The organism is Plantactinospora siamensis (assembly GCF_042434095.1).
Taxonomy (GTDB): domain Bacteria; phylum Actinomycetota; class Actinomycetes; order Mycobacteriales; family Micromonosporaceae; genus KBS50.
Window position 1 is genome coordinate 278,323 of record NZ_JBHLUE010000016.1, and the last position, 23,622, is coordinate 301,944.

Here is a 23,622-nt window from a genome sequence, read left to right on the forward strand (position 1 = left end):
CAAGATTTCATCTACCGTTGAGTTCAACAGATGATGAGTTCTTGGGAGGACGGATGAGCACCATGTCCCGGGCGCCCGATCCCGACGCCCGCACCGCGATCGAGGTCCGGGACCTCGTCGTCCGGCGCGGCGGGCGGGACGTGCTGCACCGGTTCACCTGCCGGGTGCCGCGCGGCCGGGTCACCGGCCTGCTCGGCCCGAGCGGCAGCGGAAAGACCACGTTGATGCGGGCCATCGTCGGCGTGCAGCGGGTGACGGCCGGCACGGTGACCGTGTTCGGCGCCCCGGCCGGCGCCCCGGAGCTACGCCGACGCACCGGATACCTGACCCAGGCGCCGAGCGTCTACGCCGACCTGACCGTGCGGGAGAACGCACGCTACTTCGCCACCCTGCACGGGTCACCGGCGACCGAGGCCGACCGGGTGATCGCCGAGGTGGGCCTGGCCGACGCGGCCGGACAGCTGGTCGGCACGCTCTCCGGCGGCCAGCGCAGCCGGGCCTCGCTGGCCTGCGCCCTGGTCGGCCGACCGGAGCTGATCGTGCTCGACGAGCCGACCGTGGGACAGGACCCGGTGCTCCGCGACGACCTGTGGCGGCGGTTCCACGAGCTGGCCGCCGGGGGCGCCACCCTGCTGGTGTCCAGCCACGTGATGGACGAGGCCGCCCGCTGCGACCAGTTGCTGCTGATCCGCGAGGGCGCGCTGATCGCCGACGACACCCCCGACGCGGTACGCCGGCGCGCCGGCACCGACGATCTCGACGAGGCGTTCCTGCGGCTCATCCGCGATCGGGAGCACGCTGCCGGCGCGCCCGGCGACGGGGAGCACGCTGCCGGCGCGCCCGGCGACCGGGACACCGACCTGGAGAGGAACCCGTCATGAGCCCGCGGATTCTCGCCGCCACCATCGGCCGCATCCTGCGCCAACTGCGGCACGACCGGCGGACCGTGGCGCTGCTGCTGATCGTCCCGGCCGTCCTGCTCACGCTGGTCTACTACATGTACGACAACCAGCCCAGCCTGCCCGGCCTGCCGACCATGTTCGACCGGGTGGCCCTGATCATGCTGGGCATCTTCCCGTTCATCATCATGTTCCTGGTGACCAGCATCGCCATGCTCCGGGAGCGCACCACCGGAACCCTGGAGCGGCTGCTCACCACCCCGCTGGGCAAGCTCGACCTGCTGTTCGGCTACGGCATCGCGTTCGGGCTGGCCGCCGCGATCCAGGCCGGCGTCGCATCGGCCATCGCGTACTGGGTGTTCGGCCTGGACACCGCGGGCCCGGCCGGGCTGGTGATCATGATCGCCGTGGTGAACGCGGTGCTCGGGGTGGCGCTCGGGCTGCTGTGCAGCGCCTTCGCCCGCACCGAGTTCCAGGCCGTACAGTTCATGCCGGTCGTGGCGATCCCGCAGATCCTGCTCTGCGGGCTGTTCGTGGCCCGCGACCAGATGGCCGGCTGGCTGCAGGGGATCAGCGACGCGCTGCCGCTGACGTACGCGGTGGAGGCCCTGCAGGAGGTCGGCGCGCACGCCGAGCCGACCGGGACGATGTGGCGGGACCTGGGCATCGTGGCCGGCGCCGTGGTGGTGGCGCTGGTGCTCGCGGCCGCGACGCTGCGGCGCCGTACCGGCTGACCAGCCCACCGGCGGCGTCGCGGCCGGCCGCGACGCGGTGACGAGAGGAACGTGATGGCGCGACGTACCGGACGGCGGCCCGGCAACCCGGACACCCGGGAGGCCATCCTGGCCGCCGCCCGGTCGGCGTTCGCCGAGAAGGGCTTCGACGGGGCGTCCATCCGGGCCATCGCCGCGGGCGCAGGGGTCGATCCGGCCCTGGTGCACCACTACTTCGGCACCAAGGACCAGCTCTTCCTGGCCGTGATGGACGCCCCGATCGATCCGGGCACGCTCATCCCGGACCTGGTGGCCGGCGGCCGGGACGGGTTGGGCGAGCGGCTGGTGCGCACCTTCCTCACCATCTGGGACTCCCCGGCCGGGGCGGTCGGGGTGGCCCTGCTCCGCTCCGGGATCAACAACGACTGGAGCGCCCGGCTGCTGCGCGAGTTCCTGACCAGCCAGATCCTCCGCCGCGTCCTGGCCGGCCTGGACCTGGACCCGGCCGAGGCGCCGCTGCGCTCGTCCTTGATCGCGTCCCAGATGGCCGGGATGGCCCTGATGCGCTACGTCCTCAAGCTGGAGCCGCTGGCCTCCGCCCCGGCCGAGGCCGTGGTGGCCGCGGTCGGCCCCACCATGCAGCGCTACCTCGACGCCGATCTGTCCGCCGTGCGCGCGGCGCTGGGCTGAGCGGAGGACTCAGCGCGCCACCCGGTATCACAGGTTGGTGACCCGCGCGGTGTGCGTGACGCTGAGCTGCTCGAGTCGCACCTTCTCGCCGCCCGGCTGCCGGAACAGCGGCACGCCGTCGCCGAGCAGGACCGGGGCCACGTGCACGAGAACCTCGTCCAGCTCCCCGGCCGCCAGGCAGGACCGGGCGGTCTCGGCACCGAGCACCGCCCCGTACCGGTCGCCGGCGGCCCGGCGCGCGGCCGCGATCGCCGCGCCGAGGTCGGCGGCGAACTCGACGCCCGGGACGGCCGCGGCCGGGGGCCGGCTGGTGAGCACCACCTGCGGCACCGTGATGGCGCCGCCGTATGGCTTGCCCTCGTCGCTGGCGGCGCCGCCGTCGCCGCGCCAGGTCCGCCCGCCGAGCAGCACCGACCCGATCCGGCCGAGCAGGTCGGTGACCGTGGGATTCCCGCCGCCGGCGTGGTCGGCCAGCCAGGACATGTCGCCGCCCGCGGCCGTGGTGAAGCCGTCCAGCGACATCGTGGTGTGGAACAGGACCGTGGCCATCTCAGCGACCCACCCGGTAGGTGATGTGCGTGACCAGCCCGGCGCCGCGGGCCGAGACCGGTACGAGCCGCAGCTCGGGCACGTCGACGAAGAGCCGGCTGCCGCCGCCGAGCACCACGGGCGCGACGTGCGTGCGCAGTTCGTCGATCAGCCCGGCCCGCAGGTACTGGTTGATCGTCTCGGCGCCGCCGGCGATCGCCACGTCCCGGTCGCCCCCGGCGGCCCGGGCCTGTTCCAGCGCGGATCCGATTCCCGTGGTGACGAAGGTGATGGTGATCCCGTCCCTCATCACCAGCGGTTCCCGTTCGTGGTGGGTGAGCACGAAGACCGGCGCATCGTACGGCGGCTCCCCGCCCCACCAGCCGGTCCAGTCCGGGTCCCAGGCCCCGCGGCCCGGGCCGAACATGTGGCGACCCATGATGTGTGCCCCGGCGGCCATGCTCCGGTCCAACTCGGCCCGGTTCTCGTCCGGGGTGTCGAACATCCAGGCGTGCAGCGATTCCCCGCCCCGGCCGAGCGGGTCCTGCCGGGTCTGGTCCGGGCCCGCGACGTAGCCGTCGACGGAGATGCTGATGTCACAGACCACGTTGCCCACGGTGTCTCCTCGTCAGGCCAATCCGCTTGCAATCTGCAATCGGTCCCTCCGAACGGTACGGTGGTCTGGTTGCGAAACGCAAGCGGATTGGGGTGAAGACGATGGCGGACGAGCCGCGGTCCGGCTGCCCGATCAACCTCGCCGTGGAGGTCCTCGGCGACAAGTGGTCGCTGGTGATCATCCGGGACATGATGTTCGGCAACCGCCGGCACTTCCGGGAGCTGCTGGCCGGCTCCGAGGAGGGCATCGCCTCCAACATCCTCGCCGCCCGGCTCGGCCGGCTCACCGAGCAGGGACTGGTGTCCCGGGCGCCCGATCCGACGCACCGGCAGAAGGTGACCTACTCGCTCACCGAGCCGGCCATCCAGCTCGTGCCCGTGCTGGCCGCGCTGGGCGCCTGGGGTCGTCGGCACCTGCCGGCGACCCCGGCGCTGGCCGTCCGTGCCGAGCTGCTGGAAAACGGCGGGCCGTCGCTGTGGGCCGAGTTCATGGCCGAGCTGCGCGAGCTGCACCTCGGCATCCCCCGGCCGGCCGGCGCGCCGTCGGTGCTCGGTCGGCTGCGCGACGCGTACCGGGCGGAGCTGGCGCGCGGCCCGGCGGCCGGCCCGGGCACGGCCTAGGCTCGGCGGCGGAGGTGTCCCGATGAAGTTGGGCCTGCACTACTGGAACTTCGCCACTCCGGCCGATCCGGCGGCCATCGCGCCGACCCTGGCCGAGACCGCGACCCTCGCCGACGAGGCGGGGATCGCGTCGTTCACCGTGATGGACCACTACTTCCAGATGGAGAACTCGGCGCCGGCCGACGAGCCGATGCTGGAGGCGTACACGACGCTCGGCTACGTGGCGGCGCTGACCCGGCGGATGACGCTCGGCGTGCTGGTCACCGGCGTGATGTACCGGCATCCCGGCCTGCTCGCCAAGATCGTCAGCAGCCTCGACGTGCTGTCCGGCGGCCGCGCCCGGCTCGGCATCGGCGCGTCCTGGTACGAGCGCGAGCAGCGCGGCCTGGGCGTGCCGGTGGTCCCGGTGCCGGAACGGTTCGAGCGGCTGGAGGAGACGCTGCGAATCTGCCTGCAGATGTGGAGCGACGACAACGGGTCGTTCGCCGGCCGGCACTACCAGCTCGCCGAGACGCTGAATTCGCCGCAGCCGCTGAGCCGGCCGCATCCGCCCATCATGGTCGGCGGCGGCGGGGAGAAGAAGACACTGCGGCTGGTCGCCCGGTACGCCGACGCGTGCAACCTGTTCGGCAGCGGCCCCGACGACGTGGCGCACAAGCTCGACGTGCTGCGCCGGCACTGCGCCGACGAGGGCCGCGACTACGACGCGATCGCCAAGACGGTGCTGGTGATGCGGCCGGTGCTGGCCGACGTGGGCGCCTGGGTGGCCGAGGTCGAGGCGTACGGCAAGCTCGGCGTCACCGAGGTGCAGACCATGCCGGACCGGCACCCGGTGGAGTTCACCCGGCAGGTCGTCGACGAGGTGCTGCCCCGGCTGACCGAGCTGGGCTGACTCTGTCCCGGGTCGGGCCGCCGGGCGCGGCCCGACCGCCGGGCCCGCCACCCGCGCCACCGGGCGGCGGTGTCCGGCGCCGGCCCGGCCCGGCGGGGCTACCGGGTCTGTTCCAGCCAGGACGCGTAGAGCAGGGCGTACACCGAGGACGGCTCCCGGACCAGCTCGTCATGCGGCCCGCGCTGCACGATCCGGCCCCGGTCCACCACGATCACCTCGTCGGCGGCCTGCGCGGTGGAGAGCCGGTGCGCGATGGCCACCGTGGTGCGGCCCCGGGTCACCGCGTCGAGCGTGCGCTGCAACCGCACCTCGGTGGCCGGGTCGACGGCGCTGGTGGCCTCGTCCAGCACCAGCAGGTCGGGGTCGGCCACGTACGCCCGGGCCAGCGCCACGAGCTGCCGCTCGCCCACGCTGAGCGCCTCGCCTCGCTCACCGACCGGCGTGTCCAGCCCGGCCGGCAGGCCGGCCACCCAGTCGGACAGGCCGAGCTCGACGAACGCGGCGGCCAGCTCCTCGTCGCTGATCGACGGGCGGGCGAACCGGACGTTGCCGGCCACCGTGGCGTCGAACAGGAAGCCGTCCTGCGGCACCATCACCACCCGGGAGCGCAGCGAGCCGAACCGTACCCGGGTGAGCGGCACCCCGGACAGCAGCACCTCGCCCGTGGTGGGGTCCATCAGCCGGGTGAGCAGCTTGGCGAAGGTGGTCTTGCCGCTGCCGGTCTCCCCCACCACGGCCACCCGGGTCCGGGCCGGGATGCGCAGGTCGACGTCGGACAGCACGGGCGGGCCGAGCACCGGTCCGGAATCCCCGTCGCCCACCGGGTACGCGAACCCGACATCAGCGAACCGCACGTCCAGCGGCCCGGCCGGCAGGTCGACGCCGTCCTCGCCCGGATCCGCCACGTCGGGGGTCATGTCGAGCACGTCGAGCACCCGGCGCCACCCGGCCACCGCGTTCTGCGCCTCGTTGAGCACCTCGGTGGCGATCTGCACGGGCTGGATGAAGAGCGTGACCAGGAACAGGAACGCGGTCAGCTGGCCGATGGTCAGCCGATCGCCGACGCCCAGCCAGACGCCCAGCGCCACCACGGCGGCCAGCGCCAGCCCGGCCGCCAGCTCGCCGATCGACGAGCCGTAGATGCTGATCCGGATCGCCCGCCGCTGCGCCTGCTGCTGCCCGTCGATGGTCTCGTCCAGCCGCGCGGCCGTCCGCCCGGACACCCCGTACGCCCGGATGACGGGCGCGCCCACGACGCTCTCGGCCACGGCCGCGAGCATCGCCCCGGTCCGGCGCCGCACCTGCGCGTACGCACCGGACAGCCGCTTCTGCAGCACCCGGATGATCAGCACGGCCGGCAGGAAGGCCAGGTAGACGGCGAGGGTGAGCTGCCAGGAGTAGACCGCCATCACGACCGTGGTGACCACCAGCTGGCCGAGGTTGATCAGCAGGATCACCCCGCCCCACTGGAGGAACTGGGTGATCTGGTCGACGTCGCTGGTCACCCGGGACACCAGCGAACCGCGCCGCTCCGACTGCTGGTGCAGCATGGACAGGTCGTGTACGTGCCGGAAGGCCCGGATGCGCACGTTGGCCAGCGCCGTCTCGCTCACCGTGAACAACCGGCGCATCATCAGGTAGCCGCAGGCGGTGGTCAGCACCAGCACGGCCGCGGTGATCGCGACCACCGTGGCCACCACCGACAGGTTCGGACCGCCCGGCACGGTGAGGCCGCGGTCGATGCCCTGCTGCACCGCGACCGGCACGGCGGCCCGGCCCACCATCGAGACCAGGGCCAGCGCCACGGTCCCGGCCAGCCCGGTCCGCAGCTCGGGTGAGAGCGACAGCCCGCGCCGCAGCGTGGTCCAGGTGCTTTCCGCCGCCTCGGGGCCGGCCGCCGCCGTGGTCAGCCGATCCGCCTTCCGCTCGTCGGTCCGGCGTTCCTGCGCAACCGGGGCGGTCATGGGACCGGCACCTCCTCGTCGGCGCGGCCGGCGGCGCGTTCCCGCTCCGCCTCGGCCTTCTCGTACGCGGTCACCAGGTCGGCGTACCCCGGCGCCGTCGCCAGCAGCTCGCTGTGGGTGCCCCGGCCCACCACCCGGCCATGCTCGATGTAGACCACCTCGTCGGCCAGCGCGATGGTGGCGCGGCGGTAGGCCACCACCAGGATCGACGCGCCGGGCCCGGTCGGGCGGCCGGCGTCCCCGCCCGGCCGGCCGCGCAGCGCGGCCAGGATGGCCGCCTCGACGCGGGGGTCGACGGCGCTGGTGGCGTCGTCCAGCACCAGCAGCCGGGGCCGGCCAGCCAGCGCGCGGGCCAGGGTGAGCCGCTGCCGCTGGCCGCCGGAGAGCGAGGTGCCCCGCTCCCCAACCATGGTGTCCAGGCCGTCGGGCAGCGCCGCCACGAAGCCGGCGGCCTCGGCCAGCCGCAGGGCCGCCCACACGTCCTCGTCGGTCAGCCCCGGCCGGTCCAGCGTGATGTTCGCCCGCACGGTGTCGTCGAAGACGAACGGCACCTGCGCCACCAGCGCCGTGTTGGCGGTCAGCGAGGCGGCGGTGAGCGACCGGGCGTCCACGCCGTCCACCCGGACGGCGCCGGCGGTCGGGTCGACCAGCCGGACCGCCAGCGAGGCGATCGTCGACTTGCCGGACCCGGTCGGCCCGACCAGCGCGACGGTCCGGCCGGCCGGCACCTCGAAGGTGACGTCCCGCAGCACCGGCGCGACCGCGGCCGCCGGGTCCGCCGGCTCGTAGCCGAAGCCCACGCCCGCGAAGGCGAGCGTGGCCGGGGCGCCGTCCCGGGGGTCCAGCTCGGTTTCGCCGTACGGCATCTGCCCGGTGGCCGCGAGCACCCGGGACACCCGGTCCCACCCGGCGACGCTGCGCGGCAGCTCGGCCAGCACCCAGCCGATGGCGCGGACCGGGAAGGCCAGCACGGTGAACAGGAAGGCCACGCTCACCAGCTCGGTGACCGAGATGGCGCCCTGGCGCAGCCGTACCGCGCCCACCACGAGCACGACCAGGGTGCCAAGGCTGGGCAGCGTCTCCAGCATCGGGTCGAAGAAGCCGCGCAGCCGGCCCACGGAGATCAGCGAGTTGCGCAACTCGGCGGCCTGCGCGGCGAACCGGGCGGTCTCCTCGGCCTCCCGGCCCATGGTCTTGACCACCAGCGCGCCGTCGAAGCTCTCGTGCGCCGTGGCGCTCACCTCGGCCCGCATCCGCTGGGCCCGGGCCTGCCGCGGCGCCATCCGGCGGGAGTAGACGACGTTCAGCGCGAACAGCGCGGGGAAGACCGCGAGGCCCACCAGCGCGAGCGCCCAGTCGGTGGCGAACAGCGAGCCGACGGCCGCCACCAGCATGACCAGCGTGCCCACCGCGAACGGCAGCGGCGCGATCGGGAACCAGGCCGCCTCGACGTCGGAGTTGGCGTTCGACAGCAGCGTCCCGGTGGCGTGCCGGTGGTGCCAGGACAGCGGCAGCTCCAGATACCGCCGGGTGACCCGCCGGCGGTACGAGGCCTGGAGCCGGTACTGCATGTAGCCGGCGCCCAGCCGGCGGCCGAAGATCCCGACCACCCGCAGGCCGCTGATCCCGAGCAGGACCGCCGCGCTGAGCGCGACCATCCCGGCCTCGGCCCGGCCGGTCCGGATGGCCGGCACGGCGACCCGACCCACGATCGCGCCCACCACGTACGCGTTGGCGATCACCAGGAGGCTGAACAGCACGCTGCCGCCCACGGCCGCCGCGAAGATCCGCGGCTCCTCCCGGACCGCCCGCCCGAGCACTCGCAGTCCTCGGCCGAGCACGTCCCGGCTCGTCTTGTCGGTACCCACGCTCTCCCCCGCCGTAAGCCACAAAAGTCCACCGTCATCCTTACCGGTTCGGCCGCTCGTTACGACTCGTTAACGCCTGTGTCCACCATCACAACGCATTCGCGGCGGTTCGCGGACCGATCCGGCGGAGCGGCCCCGGTGGGCCTACGATCCCTGGCATGTCGAGGTACGCCCGCCGGGAGCGCCAGGAGCTCGCCGATCTGCTGCTCGCCGTCGGTCCCGACGCGCCCACCATCAACGAGGGCTGGGCCGCCCGGGACCTGGCGGCCCACATCGTGATCCGGGAGCGCCGCCCGGACGCGGCCGCCGGCATCCTGCTCCCGCCGCTGCGCCGGCACGCCGACGCGGTCCAGGGTCGGCTCGCGGCCGGGCCGTACGAGCGGCTGGTGGACCTGGTCCGCCGGCCGCCGTGGTGGAGCCCGGTCAGCAACCCGCTGCTGGACGAGCAGGCCAACCTGCTGGAGTTCTTCATCCACCACGAGGACGTGCGCCGGGCCCGTCCCGGGTGGCAGCCCCGCGAGCTGCCCGCCGACCTGCGGGCCGCGCTCTGGCGCCGGCTGCCGCCGCTGGCCCGGCTGGCGCTGCGCCGGTTCCCCGGCGCGGTGCTGGTGCAGTCGCCCGGCGAGGGCGAGACGGCCGCGGGCCGCGGCGGCGACCAGGTCCGGCTGGTGGGGCCGCCGGGCGAGCTGGCCCTGTTCCTCTTTGGACGGCAGCGGGTCGCCCGGGTCCAGCTGGACGGCCCGGCGTCCCTGACCCAGCGGCTGCGCGAGCTCCGGCTGGGTGTCTGACCCGCGCCCGGCGGAAATCGGTGGGCCGACCGGTCCGGGTTTGTCACTGATCGGTCAATCAGTGTCCGGTGCAACTCCCGCGCTGCAATTGGCTTTAGGCTCAACCCGCCGGTCGGGCGGTCGGGGGTCCCGCCGGCGCTGCCCACGGCGGGATCGGCCGCGGTGCGGCAGGGTGGTCGGCTGCCTGCGAGGAGGAGTCAGCATGCGCACCTTTGCCGCGTCAGCCCTCACCGAGCCGCCGTTCCCGGGCCGGCTCAACGAGCACACCCCGGTGGCCGCAGACCTGTCCGCCCGGTGGGCCGGCGATCTCGGGCTGGTGGCCACGCCCGCCGAGTCCTCCCGGCTGGCCCGGGCGAACGCGGCCGACCTGGCCGGCCGGGCCTGCCCGGACGCCGCGCCCGAGCACCTCGGCCTGCTCACCGACCTCATCACCTGGCTGTTCGCCTTCGACGACCGGTGCGACGACGACGGGCTGGGCGCCGATCCGGGCCGGCTGGCCCCGGTGGTGGCCCGGTTGCTCGACATCGTCGACCTGATCGGCGACGAGGCGCCGGCCACGCTGCTCAAGTCCGCCGGGCCGATCGGGGTGGCGCTGCACGACCTCGGCCGCCGGGTCCGCGCCCAGACCCCGCCCGCCCTGCTGCTGCGGTTCGCCACCGAACTGCGCGACTACCTGCTCGCGCTGCTGTGGGAGGCGGCCAACCGGGTCCAGCACCGCCGCCCGGTGGTCTCCGAGTACGTCCAGATGCGCCGGCACACCGGCGCCGTCTATCCCAGCTTCACCCTCACCGACGCCGCCCACCACGCCGACCCGGACGCCACCTGGCTGGCCGACTCCCGACTGTCCAAGCTGGACCTGCTGGCGGCCGACCTGGTCTGCTGGTGCAACGACATCTTCTCGTACGACAAGGAGCGGCGGGCCGGCTCGGACGGGCACAACCTCGCCGCGGCCGTGGCCACCGAGACCGGACTGGACGAGACCAAGGCGCTGACTGCCGCGGCGAACCGGTTCAACGACGCGCTGGAGGCGTACCTGCGGCTGGAGCACGAGGTGCTGGCCGACGGTGACCGGCAGGTGGCCCGGTTCGCCACCGCCCGGCGGTGCTGGATCCGCGGCACGTACGACTGGTCCATGCGGGCCGCGCGGTACAACTGAGCCGGCCGACGGGTCCGGCCGGACGCCTCAGCCGTGCCGCCGCCAGGACGCGGCGGGACCGTCCGGGCCGCACCGGAGGTCCATCTCGATCCGCTCCGGGCCGGTGAACTCGACCCGCACGTGGTCGTCGGCCTTCTCCGCGTCCTGCCGGGTGCCGAAGCCCTGGGCCGGCGACGTGGTGAGCACGACCACCCGGCCGCCGTCGCACCTGGCGATGACCGTGCCGCCGGGCGAGGAGAAGACCCGGCCGGCCGCCGTGGTCGCGGTGGTCGGTCCGGACCCCGGCGTGGCCGTCGCACCGGCCGACGGCCACGCCGAGGCGGCCCCCCCGGTGGCGAGATCCCGGGCCACCTCCTCCCCAGAGGTGATCCGGGCGGCTGGCCCGCTGCCGATGCCGGCCGCGATGAGCCGGACGGCGGCCAGCCCACCGCCGGTGGCCACCGCCGCGGCGCAGAGCCATCCGGCTACGAGGGCGACGCGGCGATCCATGCGGCCACTATGCCCGGTCGGGATTAAGGCCGGGGGTAGGCCGACCCTAAGGAGCGGATAAGACGATCGCCCGGGCCGCGGGCCGGCGCTACCGTCACTGGGGTGGCCCGCCTCCTGCTGATCGAAGACGACCTGGCGATCCGTACGCCACTGCTGCGGGCGCTGCACGAGCGGGGACACGCGGTGGGCACGGCCGCGACCGCGATGGCGGGCCTGCAGTCGGCGCTGGACGACCAGCCCGACCTGGTGGTGCTGGACCTCGGACTCCCCGACCTGGACGGCCTCCAGCTGCTGGGGATGCTGCGGGCCGTCAGCTCCGTACCGGTCATCATCGCCACGGCGCGGGACGACGACACGGAGATGGTGCGCGGCCTGGACGCCGGCGCGGACGACTACGTGGTGAAGCCCTTCACGGCCGCCCAGCTCGACGCCCGGATCCGCGCCGTGCTGCGGCGCGGGCCCGGCCGCCCCGCCGAGCCGGCCACGCTGGTCGTCGGCCGGCTGCGCCTCGACCCCGGCGCCCGACGGGCGGAGCTGGACGGCCGGGCCCTGGACCTCGCGCCACGCGAGTTCGACCTGCTGGCCTACCTCGCCGGCCGGCCCGGCCAGGTCGTCTCGAAGCGGGAGCTGCTCACGGCCGTGTGGCAGGTCCCGTACGGCGGGGCCGACAAGACCGTCGACGTGCACCTGTCCTGGTTGCGCCGCAAGCTCGGCGAGACCGCCCAGGAGCCGCGGTATCTGCACACCGTACGCGGCGTGGGGGTACGGCTCGACGCGCCGCCGCCCGCGGCCGCGCTCCCGGACCCGCGGTGAGACGCCGGCTGACCCTGCTGGTGGCCGCCACCACCTGCCTGGTGCTGGTCGCCTTCCTGGTGCCGCTGGCCACGCTCCTGCGCAGCGTGGCCCGGGACCGGGCGCTCGCCTCCGCCACGGCCGAGGCACAGGGCCTGGTGTCGCTGGTGGGCACGGCGGAGCGGCCCAGCCTGCGGCTGAGCGTCGAACAGGCCACCGCGACCTCCGGCCGGCCGATCACCCTCTACCTGGGCGACGGTTCCGTGCTGGGCAGCCCGGCGGCTCGGTCCGACGCCGTCGAGCTGGCCGGTCGGGACGGCCGCAGCCTGACGGTGGCCCGGCCCGGCGGGCACGAGATCGTGATCGCGGTGCGGGGCCGGCCGGAGGGCACCGCGGTGATCCGCACCTTCGTCACCCGTGCCGAGCTCGGCCGCGGCGTGGGACGCGCCTGGCTGGTGCTCATCGCGCTCGGCGCCGCGCTCGTGGTGCTCGGCGTCGCCGTGGCCGACCGGCTGGCCCGGACCCTGGTGGCGCCCATCACGGAGCTGTCGGTTGTCTCGCACCGGCTGGCCTCCGCCGATCTGGCCGCGCGGGCGCGCGCCCAGGGTCCACCCGAGCTGCGCGAGGTGGCCAACGCCCTCAACCTGCTCGCGGGGCGGATCCAGGAACTGCTGCAGGACGAACGCGAGCGGGTGGCGGACCTGTCGCACCGGCTGCGCACCCCGCTCACCTCGGTGCGGCTGGAGGCCGAGGCGCTAACCGATCCCGCCGAGGCCGACCGGGTGGCCATGCGGGTGGACGACCTCGAACGGGCCGTCAGCGGCCTGATCCGGCAGGCCCGCTGGCGTACCGAGGCGACCGGCGCGGGCCGCTGCGACGCCACCGAGACGGTCCGGGACCGGGTGGCCTACTGGTCGGCGCTGGCCGCCGACACCGGCCGGCGGGTGGAGGTCGCGCTGCCAGCCGAACCCCAGCCGGTCCGGGTCGGGGCCGATGAGCTGGGCGCGGCGGTCGACGCGCTGCTGGGCAACATCTTCGCGCACACCCCGGACGGAACGGCCTTCGCGGTGCGGCTGGCCGGCGGGCCCGGCGGCACCACCCGGCTGGAGGTCACGGACGAGGGGCCGGGGCTGCCCGGCGACGCCGTGGCCGACGCGCTGCCCCGCGGGGTGAGCCGGGCCGGATCGACCGGCCTCGGCCTGGACATCGCGCGGCGCGCGGCCCAGCGCTCCGGCGGGCGCCTCGGCCTTGGGGCCGGACCGGCGGGAGGGGCCCGCATCGTGCTGGAGTTCGGCCCGCTGCCGCCGGCGGGCGGTTCTTAACCCGGGGTTTGCCGTCGCACAGCGTGCGGCTAGCGTCCGGTAGGCGAACCTCGTGGCAACACGACACGAGGAGGCATTCCCATGATCCGCAGAATCCCGCTCCTGCTGGCCGGCGTCGCGGTCGCCGCGGTCACCGGCACGGCGATCGGCGCGGCCGCCGCCGAGCTGGCCCCGACGCAGGCGCCGGCCCAGACCTCCGCCGCGGTCGACGACCGGTCCGGCGGCGCCGACGACTCCGCGGCGCCGGGGAGCTCGCCGGCCGCCCCGATCCGGCCCGCGCACTCCGGTACGACCGACGACCCGGCATGGCCGCCGGTTCCGTCGGCGCCGGTCGCAGCCCTGAGCGCCGCTCCCGACGACCGGAGCAGTCACGGCCGCGACGACGCGGCCCGCGACGATCACGGCCGGAACGACGGGGCCGGCGACGACCGCGGCCGGGACGACGCGGCCGGCGACGACCGGGGCGGCCACGGCCGCGACGACGCGGCCGGCGACGATCACGGCCGGCGCGGCCGGGACGACGCGGCCGGTGACGATCACGGCGGGAACGGCCGGGACGACGCGGCCCGCGACGACCGCGGCCGGCGGCACTCGGACGACTGACCACGGGGGTGTCGCTCGGTCCGGCCGCTCCGGCGGCCGGACCGGCCAACCCACCGTGCGAGACCTCCGGCGGCACAGGGCCTAGCCGATCACGGGGGGCACGCAATACTCTTCGGTAACCGCGACCGAGCGTGACCCCCGTCACGTGTGAACCCCCGAAGGCGGCAGCACCGATGGCTCTCGATGTCCCGTACCGCTCGATCCCCGACATGTTCCGGCAGCGCGTGGCGGCCACCCCCGACGGCCGCGCGTTCGCCCACCCGGCGCCCGACGACTCCGGGCCGGTCTGGCTGACCTGGGCCGACATGAGCCGCCGGGCCAGCGCCGTGGCGGCCGGGCTGCGGTCGGTGGGGATCGACCACGAGGACCGGGTGGCCATCCTGGCCGGCACCCGCATCGAATGGATCATCGCGGACCTCGGCATCATGTGCGCGGGCGGCGCCACCACCACCGTCTATCCGACCACCGAGCCGGCGGACACCGGGTTCATCCTGGCCGACAGCGGATCCCGGGTGCTGATCGCCGAGGACGCGGCGCAGGCCGCCAAGATCGCCGGCGCCGACCTGCCGGCGCTCAGCCACGTCGTCCTGATGGACGGCCCCGCCGATCCGGCGGCCCGGCCCAGCCAACTCACCCTGGCCGAGCTGGAGGAACGCGGCGAGGCGGCGCTGGCCGCCGACCCGGCCCTGGTCGACCGGGTGGTGGCCGCGATCGAGCCGGACCATCTGGCCACGCTGATCTACACCTCCGGCACCACCGGCCGGCCGAAGGGCGTCGAGCTGCTGCACGCCGGCTGGTGCTGGGAGGGCGTGGCGCAGTCGGCCTTCGACCTGCTGCGCGCCGACGACCTGCAGTATCTCTGGCTGCCCCTGTCCCACTCGTTCGGCAAGACCCTCATCTGCGGTGTCATCCACGTCGGCCTGCCCACCTACGTCGACGGCCGGGTGGACAAGCTCATCGAGATGCTCTCCGTGATCCGTCCCACGCTCATGTGCGGGGCGCCGCGGATCTTCGAGAAGGTCTACAACCGGGTGGTGACCACGGCCCGGGCCGACGGCGGGGCGAAGGCGAAGATCTTCGGCTGGGCGGTGCACACCGGGCGCCGGCGGGTGCAGCACCAGCAGGCCGGCCGGCCCGTACCGGCCACCCTGCGGTTGCGGTACGCGCTGGCCGAGCGGCTGGTGTTCAGCAAGCTCCAGGCCCGGCTCGGCGGCCGGATGCGGGTCATGGTCTCCGGCGCCGCGCCGCTGAGCAGGGACATCTCCGCGTTCTTCGCCGCCGCCAACCTGCCGATCTCCGAGGGGTACGGGCTGACCGAGACCAGCGCCGGTAACTTCGTGAACCGGCCGGACGGGCTGCGCATCGGGACCGTGGGGCAGCGGCTGGGCGACCTGGAGTGCCGGATCGACGCCGACGGCGAGATCCTGCTGCGCGGCACGCCGGTCATGCGCGGCTACCACAACCTGCCCGAGGAGACCGCCAACGCGTTCACCGAGGACGGCTTCTTCCGTACCGGCGACATCGGCGAACTCGACGAGCAGGGCTACCTCACGATCACCGACCGGAAAAAGGACCTGGTCAAGACGTCCGGTGGCAAGTTCATCGCGCCGAGCCACATCGAGGGGCTGTTCAAGGCGCTGTGCCCGTACACCTCGCAGGCGATCGTGATCGGCCAGGCCCGCAACTACTGCACCATGCTGGTGACGCTGGATCCGGACGCGCTGGCCGGCTGGACCGCCGGCGGGCCGCTGGCCGGCCGGCCGTACGCCGAGGTGGTCGCGGCGCCGGAAACCCGGGCGATGGTCGAGGAGTACGTCGCCCAGCTCAACGGCCGGCTGAACCGCTGGGAGACGATCAAGAAGGTGGCGATCCTGCCCCGGGACCTGACGATCGAGGACGGCGAGATGACGCCGTCGCTGAAGATCAAACGCCGCGGCGTGGAGAGCAACTTCGCCGCCGAGATCGAGCGGATGTACCAGGGCACCCTCGCCGAGATCTGACCCCGCCGGATCCCGCCCACCGACCGGCATCAAAACCGGACCCGTTGGGTAAGGCACGTTGCGGCGGCGCCCGGGTACTCGGGCCGCCGCCGCGACACGAGGGGGGCGACCGGCGATGACAGCCAGGGTGTCAGCACACGTGCAGACCGGCGCCCTGGTGATAAGCCTGGCCGGCGGGGCGAACGTGGTCCAGGCGCACCTGCTGCGGCGGGCCGTGGCCCGCTGCATGGTGCACCGGCCGCCGTACCTGGTGCTCGACTGCACCGGGTCGTCCCGCCGGACGCTGCTGCCGGCCGTGCTGCCCGTCCTCGTGGTCAACACGTACGCGCGTAGACGGGGGATGGCCATGGTGATCTGCGGTTCCGTGCCGGTGCTGCGCCAACTGCTCCGCCGCTTCCCGGCCCGCCGGGTGCGCGCCTATCCCAGCCTCGCCGACGCGTTGACCGCGCTTCCGCCGTACCCGTGCCCGCCCGGCGTGCGGCGCGCGCACCTGCGGATGCCGGCCAGCCCCGACGCGGCCGGCGCGGCCCGCCGGCTGGTCCGGGAGTGCTGCCGGCGGTGGGGCGTCGAGGCCGGCGCCGACAACGGCCAGCTGGTCGTCTCGGAGCTGGTGGCGAACGCGGCCGAACACGCCCGGACCGAGATCGACGTCACCGTCTCGCAGTACCGCGGGCGGCTGCGGATCGCGGTGGGCGACCGGAGCCAGCAGCTGCCCACGGTCGACCGGCGGCAGCCGGCCGGGCTGGCCCTGGCCGAGCGCGGCCGCGGCCTGGACCTGGTGGCCCGGTCCGCCGCCGGGTTCGGCGTGCTGCCCGCCTCCGACGGGAAGATCGTCTGGGCGAGCGTGCCGGTCCCCCGCCCCCGGCGGGTCGTGCTGGCCCGGCTGCGCCGCCTGCGCCGGTGGCGGTCGCCCGCCTGGCTGTCCCGGCCCCGCCCGGTCGCCGGCCGGCTCCGGCTCGCCTGATCCCGCCCGGCGCAGCTCAGGCGATGATGGCCGGCTCGCGCCAGACCGTCCGGTTGGGCCGCTCCAGCCCGTACCGTACGGCGGCGATCCGGCGGACGGCCTCGCGCAGGTCGGCCGGCGGCAGCGTGAACGGCAGCCGGAGGAAGCGCTCGAGCGTGCCGTCGAGGCCGAACCGCGGCCCCGGCGCGAGCCGCACCCCGACCTCCTCGCAGGCCCGGGCGAGCGCGCTGGACACCGGGCCATCCAGCTCGGCCCACAGCGTGACCCCGCCGTGCGGCACGGTGACCCGCCAATCCGGCAACTCGGCGGCCAGCGCGGCGAGCAGCGCGTCCCGCTGCGCCGTGAGCTGGGCCAGCCGGGCCGCCACGATCCGCCGCCGGTCGGCCAGCAGGCGCACCGCGACGAGTTGATCCAGCACCGGGCTGGCCATGTCGACCCCGACCCGGACCGCGGCCAGCCGCTGCACCTGCGGCGCCGCGGCCCGGACCCAGCCGATGCGCAGGCCGCCCCAGTAGGGCTTGCTCATGCCGCCGATCGACACCACCCGGGCGTGCCGGTCGAAGGCGGCCACCGGCGGCGGCACCGCGGCGCCGTCCAGCGGCAGATCGACGAACGACTCGTCCACCACCAGGTCCGCGCCGGCGGCGTGCGCGGTCGCCACCAGCCGTTCACGCAGGTCCACCGGCATGAGGTGACCGGTGGGATTCTGGAAGTCGGGGATCACGTACGCCAGTCGCGGCCGGACCTGGCGCAGGGTGCCGAGCAGCAGGTCCGCGTCCCAGCCCGGATCGGCGGCGCCGAGCCCGTGCGTGGTGATCCGGGCCCGGCGCGCGGCCAGGGCGGCCAGCGCGTTCGGGTACGTGGGGGACTCGACGAGGACCCGCTCCCCGACCGGTACGCCGAGCCGCAGCACCAGGTCGAGCGCCTGCTGCGTACCGCTGGTGATCATGATCTGGTCGGCGCAGGTCGGCAGGCCGCGCGCGACGTACGCCGCGGCCACGGCCTCGCGCAGCTCCGCCACCCCGGTCGGGTGGTAGCCGGCGCCGCCGAGATAGCGCGGCAGGTCCTCGGCCGCGGCCCGGGCGGCCGCCACCAGCTCGGCCGGGGCCGAGAGCGCCGCGCAGCCGAGGTCGATCATGTCGAGGTCGTCCTGCGGCGTCCACAGACCCGAGCTGGCCACCCGGTGCCCGGCCGGCAGCCGGGTCCAGCTGCCGGCGCCGCGCCGGCTTGCCAGGTGACCGCTGTCGCGCAGTTCCCGATAGGCGGCCGTGACGGTGGTGCGGCTGATGGCCAGGGCCTCGGCCAGGTCGCGCTCGGCCGGCAACCGTGCCCCGAGCGGCAGCCGGCCGTCGGCAAGCAGGCCACGGACGGCGCCGGCCAGCGCGCCGTAGTCCGGCTGTCGCCGCGGGCCCGGCAACGCGTGCCACTGCCCCAGCAGCCGGGCCAGTTGCTGGCCCCGAACCAGCACCGCCATGCCGCCCTCCCGAAATTGGCTCTTTGCCGACCGTTGACTGGCCCTCAGACTGGCATGCGTGAAACGGATTGGCAATCTCCGAGGCCGCCGGTTGCCCCGCCGGCTGACCCAGCTCTACGTCGGGCTGGTGCTGTACGGCGTGAGCATGGCGCTGATGATCGAGTCCACCCTCGGCCTCGACCCGTGGGACGTGTTCCACCAGGGGGTTTCGCGGCGGACCGGTCTCACCATCGGCACCGTGACGATCGCCGTCGGCGCGCTCGTGCTGCTGCTGTGGATCCCGCTTCGGCAACGTCCGGGCCTCGGCACCATCAGCAACGTGGTGGTGATCGGCCTGGCCGTCGACGCGGCGCTGGCCCTGCTGCCCACCGGCCGGCCGCTCCCGCTAAGGATCGGCTTCCTGGTGGCCGGGATCGTGCTCAACGGCGTGGCCACCGGGCTCTACATCGGAGCCCGCCTCGGCCCCGGCCCCCGGGACGGGCTGATGACCGGCTTCGTGGCTCGCCACCCGGGCCGGTCCATCCGGTTGGTGCGTACGGTGATCGAGGTCACGGTGCTGGCCGTGGGCTTCCTGCTCGGTGGCACCGTGGGGGTCGGCACCGTGCTCTACGCGGTGGCCATCGGGCCGCTCGCGCACGTTTTCATCCCCCTGTTCACGGTGCCGCCAGCGGTGGCCCGGGAGCCACGACCGGCCCGCCTATCACATTCCGTGAAAGTTGCGCCCTAGGCCGTTCCCACCGCCGGGCTCGGCACGGCATCATCGTTGCTATGACCGAGGCGGGGTGGCGCTGGGCCGACGCGTGGATATTCGTGGCGCTGGTGATCGCCGGTGGCGCCGGCCGGCACCGCCGGGCCGCCACCAGCCGCCGGCCCGAGGGGGTCCGGCTCACCGACGTGCTGTCCACGGCCGACCACCTGCACAACGCCATTCCGGGCCGGGCCGAGGTCGAGGCCGCGGTGCGCCGGTTGGCCGGCGCAGGACTCGTCACGGTCTGCGACGGCTGGTTCCGGGTCACGCCGGCCGGTGAGCACCTGTGGCGGACCCGCCCGCGCGGTGGCTTCGGCACGGCCGTGGAGACGGTGCACGGCGTGCTCACCAAGCGGCACGCCCCGGGCGCGGCCGAGTGGGCGTTGGGTGAGGAGGAGCACGCAACGGCCGTCCAGGAGTACGCGGCGGCCCGGCTGATGATCCCGAGCCCGCGCCGATCCCCCGAGGACGACCTCCGGGCCTGACCCACGCCACCGACCCGGCGCTATCGGACCTGCCGGCCGGCGGCGCGCAGCACGTCCTTCACCTCGCCGATGGCCACCTCGCCGAAGTGGAAGATGCTGGCCGCCAGCACCGCGTCGGCGCCGGCCGCCACGGCCGGCGGGAAGTCGGCGGCCCGGCCGGCCCCGCCGCTGGCCACCACCGGCACGTCCACGGCCGCCCGGACGGCCCGGATCAGCTCGAGGTCGAAGCCGGTCTTGGTGCCGTCCGCGTCCATCGAGTTGAGCAGGATCTCCCCGGCGCCCAGTTCCGCCGCGCGGCGCGCCCAGGCCACCGCGTCGATGCCGGTGCCGCGCCGGCCCCCGTGCGTGGTCACCTCGAACCCGCTGGCCGGAGCCCCAGCGCCGAGCGCCGGGGCGGCGTCGAGGTCGTCCCCGGCCGTGCTGTCGGTGGGCAGGCCCGTGGCCGCGGCCTCCCGCGCCGCGGCCGTGGTCCGCCGTACGTCAAGGGAGAGCACCAGCACCTGCCGGCCGAACCGCTCGGCGATCTCGGCGATCAGCTCCGGCCGGACGATGGCGGCGGTGTTCACCCCCACCTTGTCGGCGCCGGCCCGCAACAGGGCGTCCACGTCGGCCACCGAGCGCACCCCGCCGCCCACGGTCAACGGGATGAAGACCGACTCGGCCGTGCGGCGGACCACCTCGAGGGTGGTCCGCCGCTCGTCCGCGGACGCCGTGACGTCCAGGAAGGTCAGCTCGTCCGCCCCCGCGGCGTCGTACGCGGCGGCCAACTCCACCGGATCGCCCGCGTCGCGCAGATCCTGGAAGTTGACCCCCTTGACCACCCGGCCCGCATCCACGTCGAGACAGGGAATCACCCGCACCGCCAGCGTCATGCGGCCGAGCCTATCCGGCGCCGGGGACGGGACCGAGGGTTAACAGGGGGCCCCGGCTATACAGAAAGCGATAACAAGGGGCCCTTCCTTACAGCCGGACCAGCATCTTGCCCAGGTTCTCGCCGCGCAGCAGGCCGAGGAACGCCTCGGGCGCCCGCTCGATGCCGTCCACCACCGTCTCGTCGTACCGGATGGCCCCGTCGCGGAGCCAGCCCGACATGTCGGCCACAAACCGGTCCCGCAGGTCGTTGTGGTCGTTGACCAGGAAGCCGCGCAGCGTGAGCCGCTTGCCGACCACCTGTGCCAGGTTGCGCGGCGCGGCCGGCGGCTCGGCGCTGTTGTACTGCGCGATCATGCCGCAGATCGCGGCCCGGCCGTGCACGTTGAAGGCCGAGATCGCCGCCTCCAGGTGGTCGCCGCCGACGTTGTCGAAGTAGACGTCGATGCCGTCGGGCGCGGCGGCCCGCAGCGACTCCCGCACCGGGCCGTCGTGGTAGTCGAACGCCGCGTCGAAGCCGAGCTCACCGAGCCGCTTGACCTTGGCCGGCGAGCCGGCGCTGCCGATCACCCGGGCCGCGCCCTTCAGCTTGGCGATCTGTCCCACCAGGCTGCCCACCGCGCCGGCCGCGGCCGAGACGAACACCGTGTCGCCCGGGCGCATGGCCGCGACCTCGAGCAGGCCCGCGTACGCGGTCTGGCCGGTCAGCCCGAGCACGCTGAGGTACGTGTTGACCGGCGCGATGGTCGGGTCGACCTTCCGGCCGGCGCCCGCGTCCAGCAGGGCGTACTCGCGCCAGCCGAGCCCGTGCAGCACGGTGTCCCCGGGGGCGAACCCGTCGGCCTCGCTGGCCACCACCTCGCCGAGGGCGCCGCCTTCGAGCGGCGCGTCGAGCCGGAAGGGCGGGACGTAGGACTTGGCGTCGTTCATCCGCCCCCGCATGTACGGGTCGACGGACATGAGCGTGTTGCGGACCAGCACCTGACCCGGTCCGGGCGTCGGAACCGGCGCCTCGACCAGGCGGAAGTTCTCGGCGCTCGGCCACCCCTCGGGGCGGCTGGCCAGGTGGATCTCGCGTCCGGTGTCGGTCATCGGGCTCCCTCCACGGTGAGCGTGACGTCGATGTTGCCTCGGGTGGCGTTGGAGTACGGGCACACCTGGTGCGCCTGGTCCACGAGCTGCCGGGCCGCCTCCGGCTCGACGGCCGGCAGGCTCACCACCAGCGTGACGGCCAGGCCGTACCCGCCGCTGCCGTTCGGCCCGATGCCCACCCGCGCCTCGACGGTGGAATCGGCGACGTCGGCCTTGGCCCGCCGGGCCACCACCCGCAGCGCGGAGTGGAAGCACGCGGCGTAGCCGGCCGCGAACAGCTGCTCGGGGTTGGTCGCGCCACCGGCGCCGCCCATCTCCTTGGGCACCGCGAGGTCCAGGTCGAGCGTGCCGTCCGAGGTGGTCACGTGGCCGTCCCGACCCTCGCCCGTGGCGAGCGCCTGGGCGGTGTATAGCGTCTGCATCTCAGTTCCCCCTCTGCTGTTGGTGCACGGTCGCGGTGATCCGGGTGAGCGTGTCCCGCAGCGCCACCAGCTCGGCCTCGGTCAGCCCGGTGGCCGCGGCGACCCGCCGGGGCACCTCGGCGACCCGGTCCCGCACCGCGCGGCCGGCCGTGGTCAGCTCGATCTCGACGACCCGCTCGTCCCGCGCCGACCGGCGCCGGTTGACCAGGCCCGCCGCGGCCAGCCGCTTGAGCAGCGGGGACAGCGTGCCCGAGTCGAGTTCGAGCGCGGCGCCGAGCTCCTTGACGGTCGGCGTGGCCGGGTCGCGCTCCCACAGCACCAGCAGCACCAGATACTGCGGGTACGTCAGGCCCAGCTCGTCCAGCAGCGGTCGGTACACGTCGGTGACGGCTCGGGAGGCGGCATAGAGCGCGAAGCACACCTGCCGCCGCAGCTCCAGATCACTCACCCGACCGACGCTAGCCCGCAACTAAATTGCGCACAACTTAATCGGGCGTGACCAAACCCACGATCGAGCCGGCGCCGATCGCCGCCGGTCACCCGCCGAGCACGGCCAGCGCGTCCCGGACGGTGAACGCGCCCGCGTACAGCGCCTTGCCGGCGATCACGCCCTCCAGGCCGAGGGGTTCGAGCGTGGCCAGCGCGCGCAGGTCGTCGAGTGTCGACACGCCGCCGGAGGCGATCACCGGCGCGTCGGTCCGGCCACAGACCTCGCGCAGCAGGTCCAGGTTCGGGCCCCGCATGGTGCCGTCCTTGGTGATGTCGGTCACGACGTATCGGGCCGCGCCGGCCTTGTTGAGCCGTCCCAGCACCTCGTAGAGGTCGCCGCCGTCCCGGGTCCAGCCCCGGGCCGACAGGGTACGGCCGCGCACGTCCAGCCCGATCGCCACCCGGTCGCCGTACTCCCCCGCCACCCGGTCGCACCAGGCCGGGTTCTCCAGCGCCGCGGTGCCGATGTTCACCCGCGCCGCCCCGGTGCCCAGCGCCGCGGCCAACGACTCGTCGTCCCGGATGCCGCCGGACAGCTCCACGGACACGTCCAGCTGCCGGACCACCTCGGCCAGCAGGTCGGCGTTGGATCCCCGGCCGAACGCCGCGTCCAGGTCCACGAGGTGGATCCAGGAGGCGCCGTCCCGCTGCCAGGCCAGCGCGGCCTCCAGCGGATCGCCGTAGCTGGTCTCGCTGCCGGCCGCGCCCTGCACCAGGCGGACCGCCCGGCCGTCGGCCACGTCGACGGCGGGAAGGAGGGTGAGGCTCAACTCTCAAGGCTCCCGTCGGGATTGGATCAGGGTCAAAATCGGATCAGGTACGTCGGTCCAGGGTCAGCGCGACCAGCACCGGCAGGGCGAGCAGCAGCACCAGGCTGAGCACCACCCGCAGCGCCAGGTCGTCCACGAGCAACCAGACCAGGGTGGGCGTGGCCATGGCCACCACGGTGATGCCGCTGCGCTGCGACCGGGTGAGCCGGCGCAGCCGGCCGGTGCGCCGGTCCGGCAGCCGCGGCGCGAGCCGGCGCAGCACCCCGTGCGTCCGCCGGCGCCGGGCCGCCCGCCGCGCGGCCACCGCCCGCTGCCGGTCCAGCTCCGCCTGCCGGGCCGCGCGCCGCCGGGCGCGTTCCTTGCTCATC

The 23,622-nt window shown here is 74.6% G+C and carries 26 protein-coding genes; 14 read left to right on the plus strand and 12 right to left on the minus strand.

Features of this window, described 5'->3' with window-relative positions; translation table 11 throughout:
• Positions 1-53: 53 nt before the first annotated feature.
• The 3 genes from ACFFHU_RS18680 to ACFFHU_RS18690 are packed head-to-tail and all read left to right on the plus strand — an operon-like array spanning position 54 to position 2,302.
• Positions 54-881 carry an ABC transporter ATP-binding protein gene (locus ACFFHU_RS18680; RefSeq protein WP_377340613.1) on the plus strand — a complete coding sequence of 276 codons (828 nt, stop codon included), beginning with the start codon at positions 54-56 and terminating at the stop codon, positions 879-881.
• Positions 878-1,633: an ABC transporter permease gene (locus tag ACFFHU_RS18685; protein ID WP_377340616.1), complete on the plus strand. Its 756-nt coding sequence runs from the start codon at positions 878-880 to the stop codon at positions 1,631-1,633. The genes ACFFHU_RS18680 and ACFFHU_RS18685 overlap by 4 nt, the downstream gene beginning before the upstream one ends.
• Before the next feature lie 54 nt (positions 1,634-1,687).
• Positions 1,688-2,302, plus strand: a complete 615-nt coding sequence (locus tag ACFFHU_RS18690; RefSeq protein WP_377340617.1) for a TetR/AcrR family transcriptional regulator — start codon at positions 1,688-1,690, stop codon at positions 2,300-2,302.
• A 27-nt stretch (positions 2,303-2,329) separates the two neighbouring features.
• On the opposite strand, the gene ACFFHU_RS18695 is transcribed toward ACFFHU_RS18690, so the two are convergent.
• Together ACFFHU_RS18695 and ACFFHU_RS18700 are read right to left on the minus strand one after the other, a co-directional pair.
• Complete coding sequence (locus tag ACFFHU_RS18695; RefSeq protein ID WP_377340620.1) at positions 2,330-2,851, minus strand: dihydrofolate reductase family protein; 522 nt, start codon at positions 2,849-2,851, stop codon at positions 2,330-2,332.
• Position 2,852: 1 nt separating this feature from the next.
• Positions 2,853-3,446 (minus strand): dihydrofolate reductase family protein, encoded by a 594-nt coding sequence (locus tag ACFFHU_RS18700; protein ID WP_377340622.1) that lies wholly within the window; start codon positions 3,444-3,446, stop codon positions 2,853-2,855.
• 101 nt (positions 3,447-3,547) lie between these two features.
• On the opposite strand from ACFFHU_RS18700, the gene ACFFHU_RS18705 reads away from it, so the two are divergent.
• Positions 3,548-4,066: a winged helix-turn-helix transcriptional regulator gene (locus ACFFHU_RS18705; protein ID WP_377340624.1), complete on the plus strand. Its 519-nt coding sequence runs from the start codon at positions 3,548-3,550 to the stop codon at positions 4,064-4,066.
• Between the two features lie 22 nt (positions 4,067-4,088).
• Positions 4,089-4,958 carry an LLM class F420-dependent oxidoreductase gene (locus ACFFHU_RS18710; RefSeq protein ID WP_377340625.1) on the plus strand — a complete coding sequence of 290 codons (870 nt, stop codon included), beginning with the start codon at positions 4,089-4,091 and terminating at the stop codon, positions 4,956-4,958.
• Positions 4,959-5,056: 98 nt separating this feature from the next.
• Here the strand turns inward: ACFFHU_RS18710 and ACFFHU_RS18715 are convergent, their stop codons facing one another.
• Together ACFFHU_RS18715 and ACFFHU_RS18720 are read right to left on the minus strand one after the other, a co-directional pair.
• Positions 5,057-6,922 (minus strand): ABC transporter ATP-binding protein, encoded by a 1,866-nt coding sequence (locus ACFFHU_RS18715; protein ID WP_377340627.1) that lies wholly within the window; start codon positions 6,920-6,922, stop codon positions 5,057-5,059.
• Positions 6,919-8,763 carry an ABC transporter ATP-binding protein gene (locus tag ACFFHU_RS18720; RefSeq protein ID WP_377341208.1) on the minus strand — a complete coding sequence of 615 codons (1,845 nt, stop codon included), beginning with the start codon at positions 8,761-8,763 and terminating at the stop codon, positions 6,919-6,921. The genes ACFFHU_RS18715 and ACFFHU_RS18720 overlap by 4 nt, the downstream gene beginning before the upstream one ends.
• A gap of 185 nt (positions 8,764-8,948) precedes the next feature.
• On the opposite strand from ACFFHU_RS18720, the gene ACFFHU_RS18725 reads away from it, so the two are divergent.
• Positions 8,949-9,578: a TIGR03085 family metal-binding protein gene (locus ACFFHU_RS18725; protein WP_377340629.1), complete on the plus strand. Its 630-nt coding sequence runs from the start codon at positions 8,949-8,951 to the stop codon at positions 9,576-9,578.
• 202 nt (positions 9,579-9,780) lie between these two features.
• Positions 9,781-10,734 (plus strand): terpene synthase family protein, encoded by a 954-nt coding sequence (locus ACFFHU_RS18730; RefSeq protein WP_377340631.1) that lies wholly within the window; start codon positions 9,781-9,783, stop codon positions 10,732-10,734.
• 27 nt (positions 10,735-10,761) lie between these two features.
• Here the strand turns inward: ACFFHU_RS18730 and ACFFHU_RS18735 are convergent, their stop codons facing one another.
• Positions 10,762-11,223 (minus strand): hypothetical protein, encoded by a 462-nt coding sequence (locus ACFFHU_RS18735; protein ID WP_377340633.1) that lies wholly within the window; start codon positions 11,221-11,223, stop codon positions 10,762-10,764.
• 102 nt (positions 11,224-11,325) lie between these two features.
• On the opposite strand from ACFFHU_RS18735, the gene ACFFHU_RS18740 reads away from it, so the two are divergent.
• The 5 genes from ACFFHU_RS18740 (at position 11,326) to ACFFHU_RS18760 (ending at position 16,904) form a co-directional block, all read left to right on the plus strand.
• The gene (locus ACFFHU_RS18740) at positions 11,326-12,036 is read left to right on the plus strand and encodes a response regulator transcription factor (RefSeq protein WP_377340635.1); all 711 of its coding nucleotides are present in this window, start codon (positions 11,326-11,328) and stop codon (positions 12,034-12,036) included.
• Positions 12,033-13,337, plus strand: a complete 1,305-nt coding sequence (locus ACFFHU_RS18745) for a sensor histidine kinase (protein WP_377340637.1) — start codon at positions 12,033-12,035, stop codon at positions 13,335-13,337. Before ACFFHU_RS18740 ends, ACFFHU_RS18745 begins: the two co-directional genes overlap by 4 nt.
• 81 nt (positions 13,338-13,418) lie before the next feature.
• Positions 13,419-13,940: a hypothetical protein gene (locus tag ACFFHU_RS18750; protein WP_377340640.1), complete on the plus strand. Its 522-nt coding sequence runs from the start codon at positions 13,419-13,421 to the stop codon at positions 13,938-13,940.
• Between the two features lie 173 nt (positions 13,941-14,113).
• Positions 14,114-15,940 (plus strand): AMP-dependent synthetase/ligase, encoded by a 1,827-nt coding sequence (locus tag ACFFHU_RS18755; RefSeq protein ID WP_377340641.1) that lies wholly within the window; start codon positions 14,114-14,116, stop codon positions 15,938-15,940.
• Between the two features lie 127 nt (positions 15,941-16,067).
• Positions 16,068-16,904 carry an ATP-binding protein gene (locus tag ACFFHU_RS18760; RefSeq protein ID WP_377340643.1) on the plus strand — a complete coding sequence of 279 codons (837 nt, stop codon included), beginning with the start codon at positions 16,068-16,070 and terminating at the stop codon, positions 16,902-16,904.
• Positions 16,905-16,920: 16 nt separating this feature from the next.
• Here ACFFHU_RS18760 and yczR read toward each other — a convergent pair whose 3' ends face one another.
• Positions 16,921-18,378 carry a MocR-like transcription factor YczR gene (gene yczR / locus ACFFHU_RS18765; RefSeq protein ID WP_377340645.1) on the minus strand — a complete coding sequence of 486 codons (1,458 nt, stop codon included), beginning with the start codon at positions 18,376-18,378 and terminating at the stop codon, positions 16,921-16,923.
• A 58-nt stretch (positions 18,379-18,436) separates the two neighbouring features.
• Here yczR and yczE point away from each other — a divergent pair, with 58 nt between their 5' ends.
• Both yczE and ACFFHU_RS18775 read left to right on the plus strand, forming a co-directional pair.
• Entirely contained in the window at positions 18,437-19,105 is a 669-nt protein-coding gene (gene yczE / locus ACFFHU_RS18770; RefSeq protein WP_377340647.1) for a membrane protein YczE, read from the plus strand.
• A 41-nt stretch (positions 19,106-19,146) separates the two neighbouring features.
• Positions 19,147-19,611, plus strand: a complete 465-nt coding sequence (locus ACFFHU_RS18775) for a hypothetical protein (RefSeq protein WP_377340648.1) — start codon at positions 19,147-19,149, stop codon at positions 19,609-19,611.
• Positions 19,612-19,631: 20 nt separating this feature from the next.
• On the opposite strand, the gene hisF is transcribed toward ACFFHU_RS18775, so the two are convergent.
• The 6 genes from hisF to ACFFHU_RS18805 form a co-directional block, all read right to left on the minus strand.
• Positions 19,632-20,483, minus strand: coding sequence for an imidazole glycerol phosphate synthase subunit HisF (hisF, locus tag ACFFHU_RS18780; protein ID WP_377340649.1), 852 nt, complete (start codon positions 20,481-20,483; stop codon positions 19,632-19,634).
• An 88-nt stretch (positions 20,484-20,571) separates the two neighbouring features.
• Positions 20,572-21,573, minus strand: coding sequence for an NADP-dependent oxidoreductase (locus tag ACFFHU_RS18785; RefSeq protein WP_377340651.1), 1,002 nt, complete (start codon positions 21,571-21,573; stop codon positions 20,572-20,574).
• Positions 21,570-21,995 carry an organic hydroperoxide resistance protein gene (locus ACFFHU_RS18790; RefSeq protein WP_377340652.1) on the minus strand — a complete coding sequence of 142 codons (426 nt, stop codon included), beginning with the start codon at positions 21,993-21,995 and terminating at the stop codon, positions 21,570-21,572. Before ACFFHU_RS18790 ends, ACFFHU_RS18785 begins: the two co-directional genes overlap by 4 nt.
• Before the next feature lies 1 nt (position 21,996).
• The gene (locus ACFFHU_RS18795; RefSeq protein WP_377340654.1) at positions 21,997-22,443 is read right to left on the minus strand and encodes a MarR family winged helix-turn-helix transcriptional regulator; all 447 of its coding nucleotides are present in this window, start codon (positions 22,441-22,443) and stop codon (positions 21,997-21,999) included.
• An 88-nt stretch (positions 22,444-22,531) separates the two neighbouring features.
• The gene (gene priA, locus ACFFHU_RS18800) at positions 22,532-23,254 is read right to left on the minus strand and encodes a bifunctional 1-(5-phosphoribosyl)-5-((5-phosphoribosylamino)methylideneamino)imidazole-4-carboxamide isomerase/phosphoribosylanthranilate isomerase PriA (RefSeq protein WP_377340657.1); all 723 of its coding nucleotides are present in this window, start codon (positions 23,252-23,254) and stop codon (positions 22,532-22,534) included.
• Between the two features lie 43 nt (positions 23,255-23,297).
• Positions 23,298-23,621, minus strand: coding sequence for a hypothetical protein (locus tag ACFFHU_RS18805; protein WP_377340659.1), 324 nt, complete (start codon positions 23,619-23,621; stop codon positions 23,298-23,300).
• Between the last annotated feature and the right edge of the window lies 1 nt (position 23,622).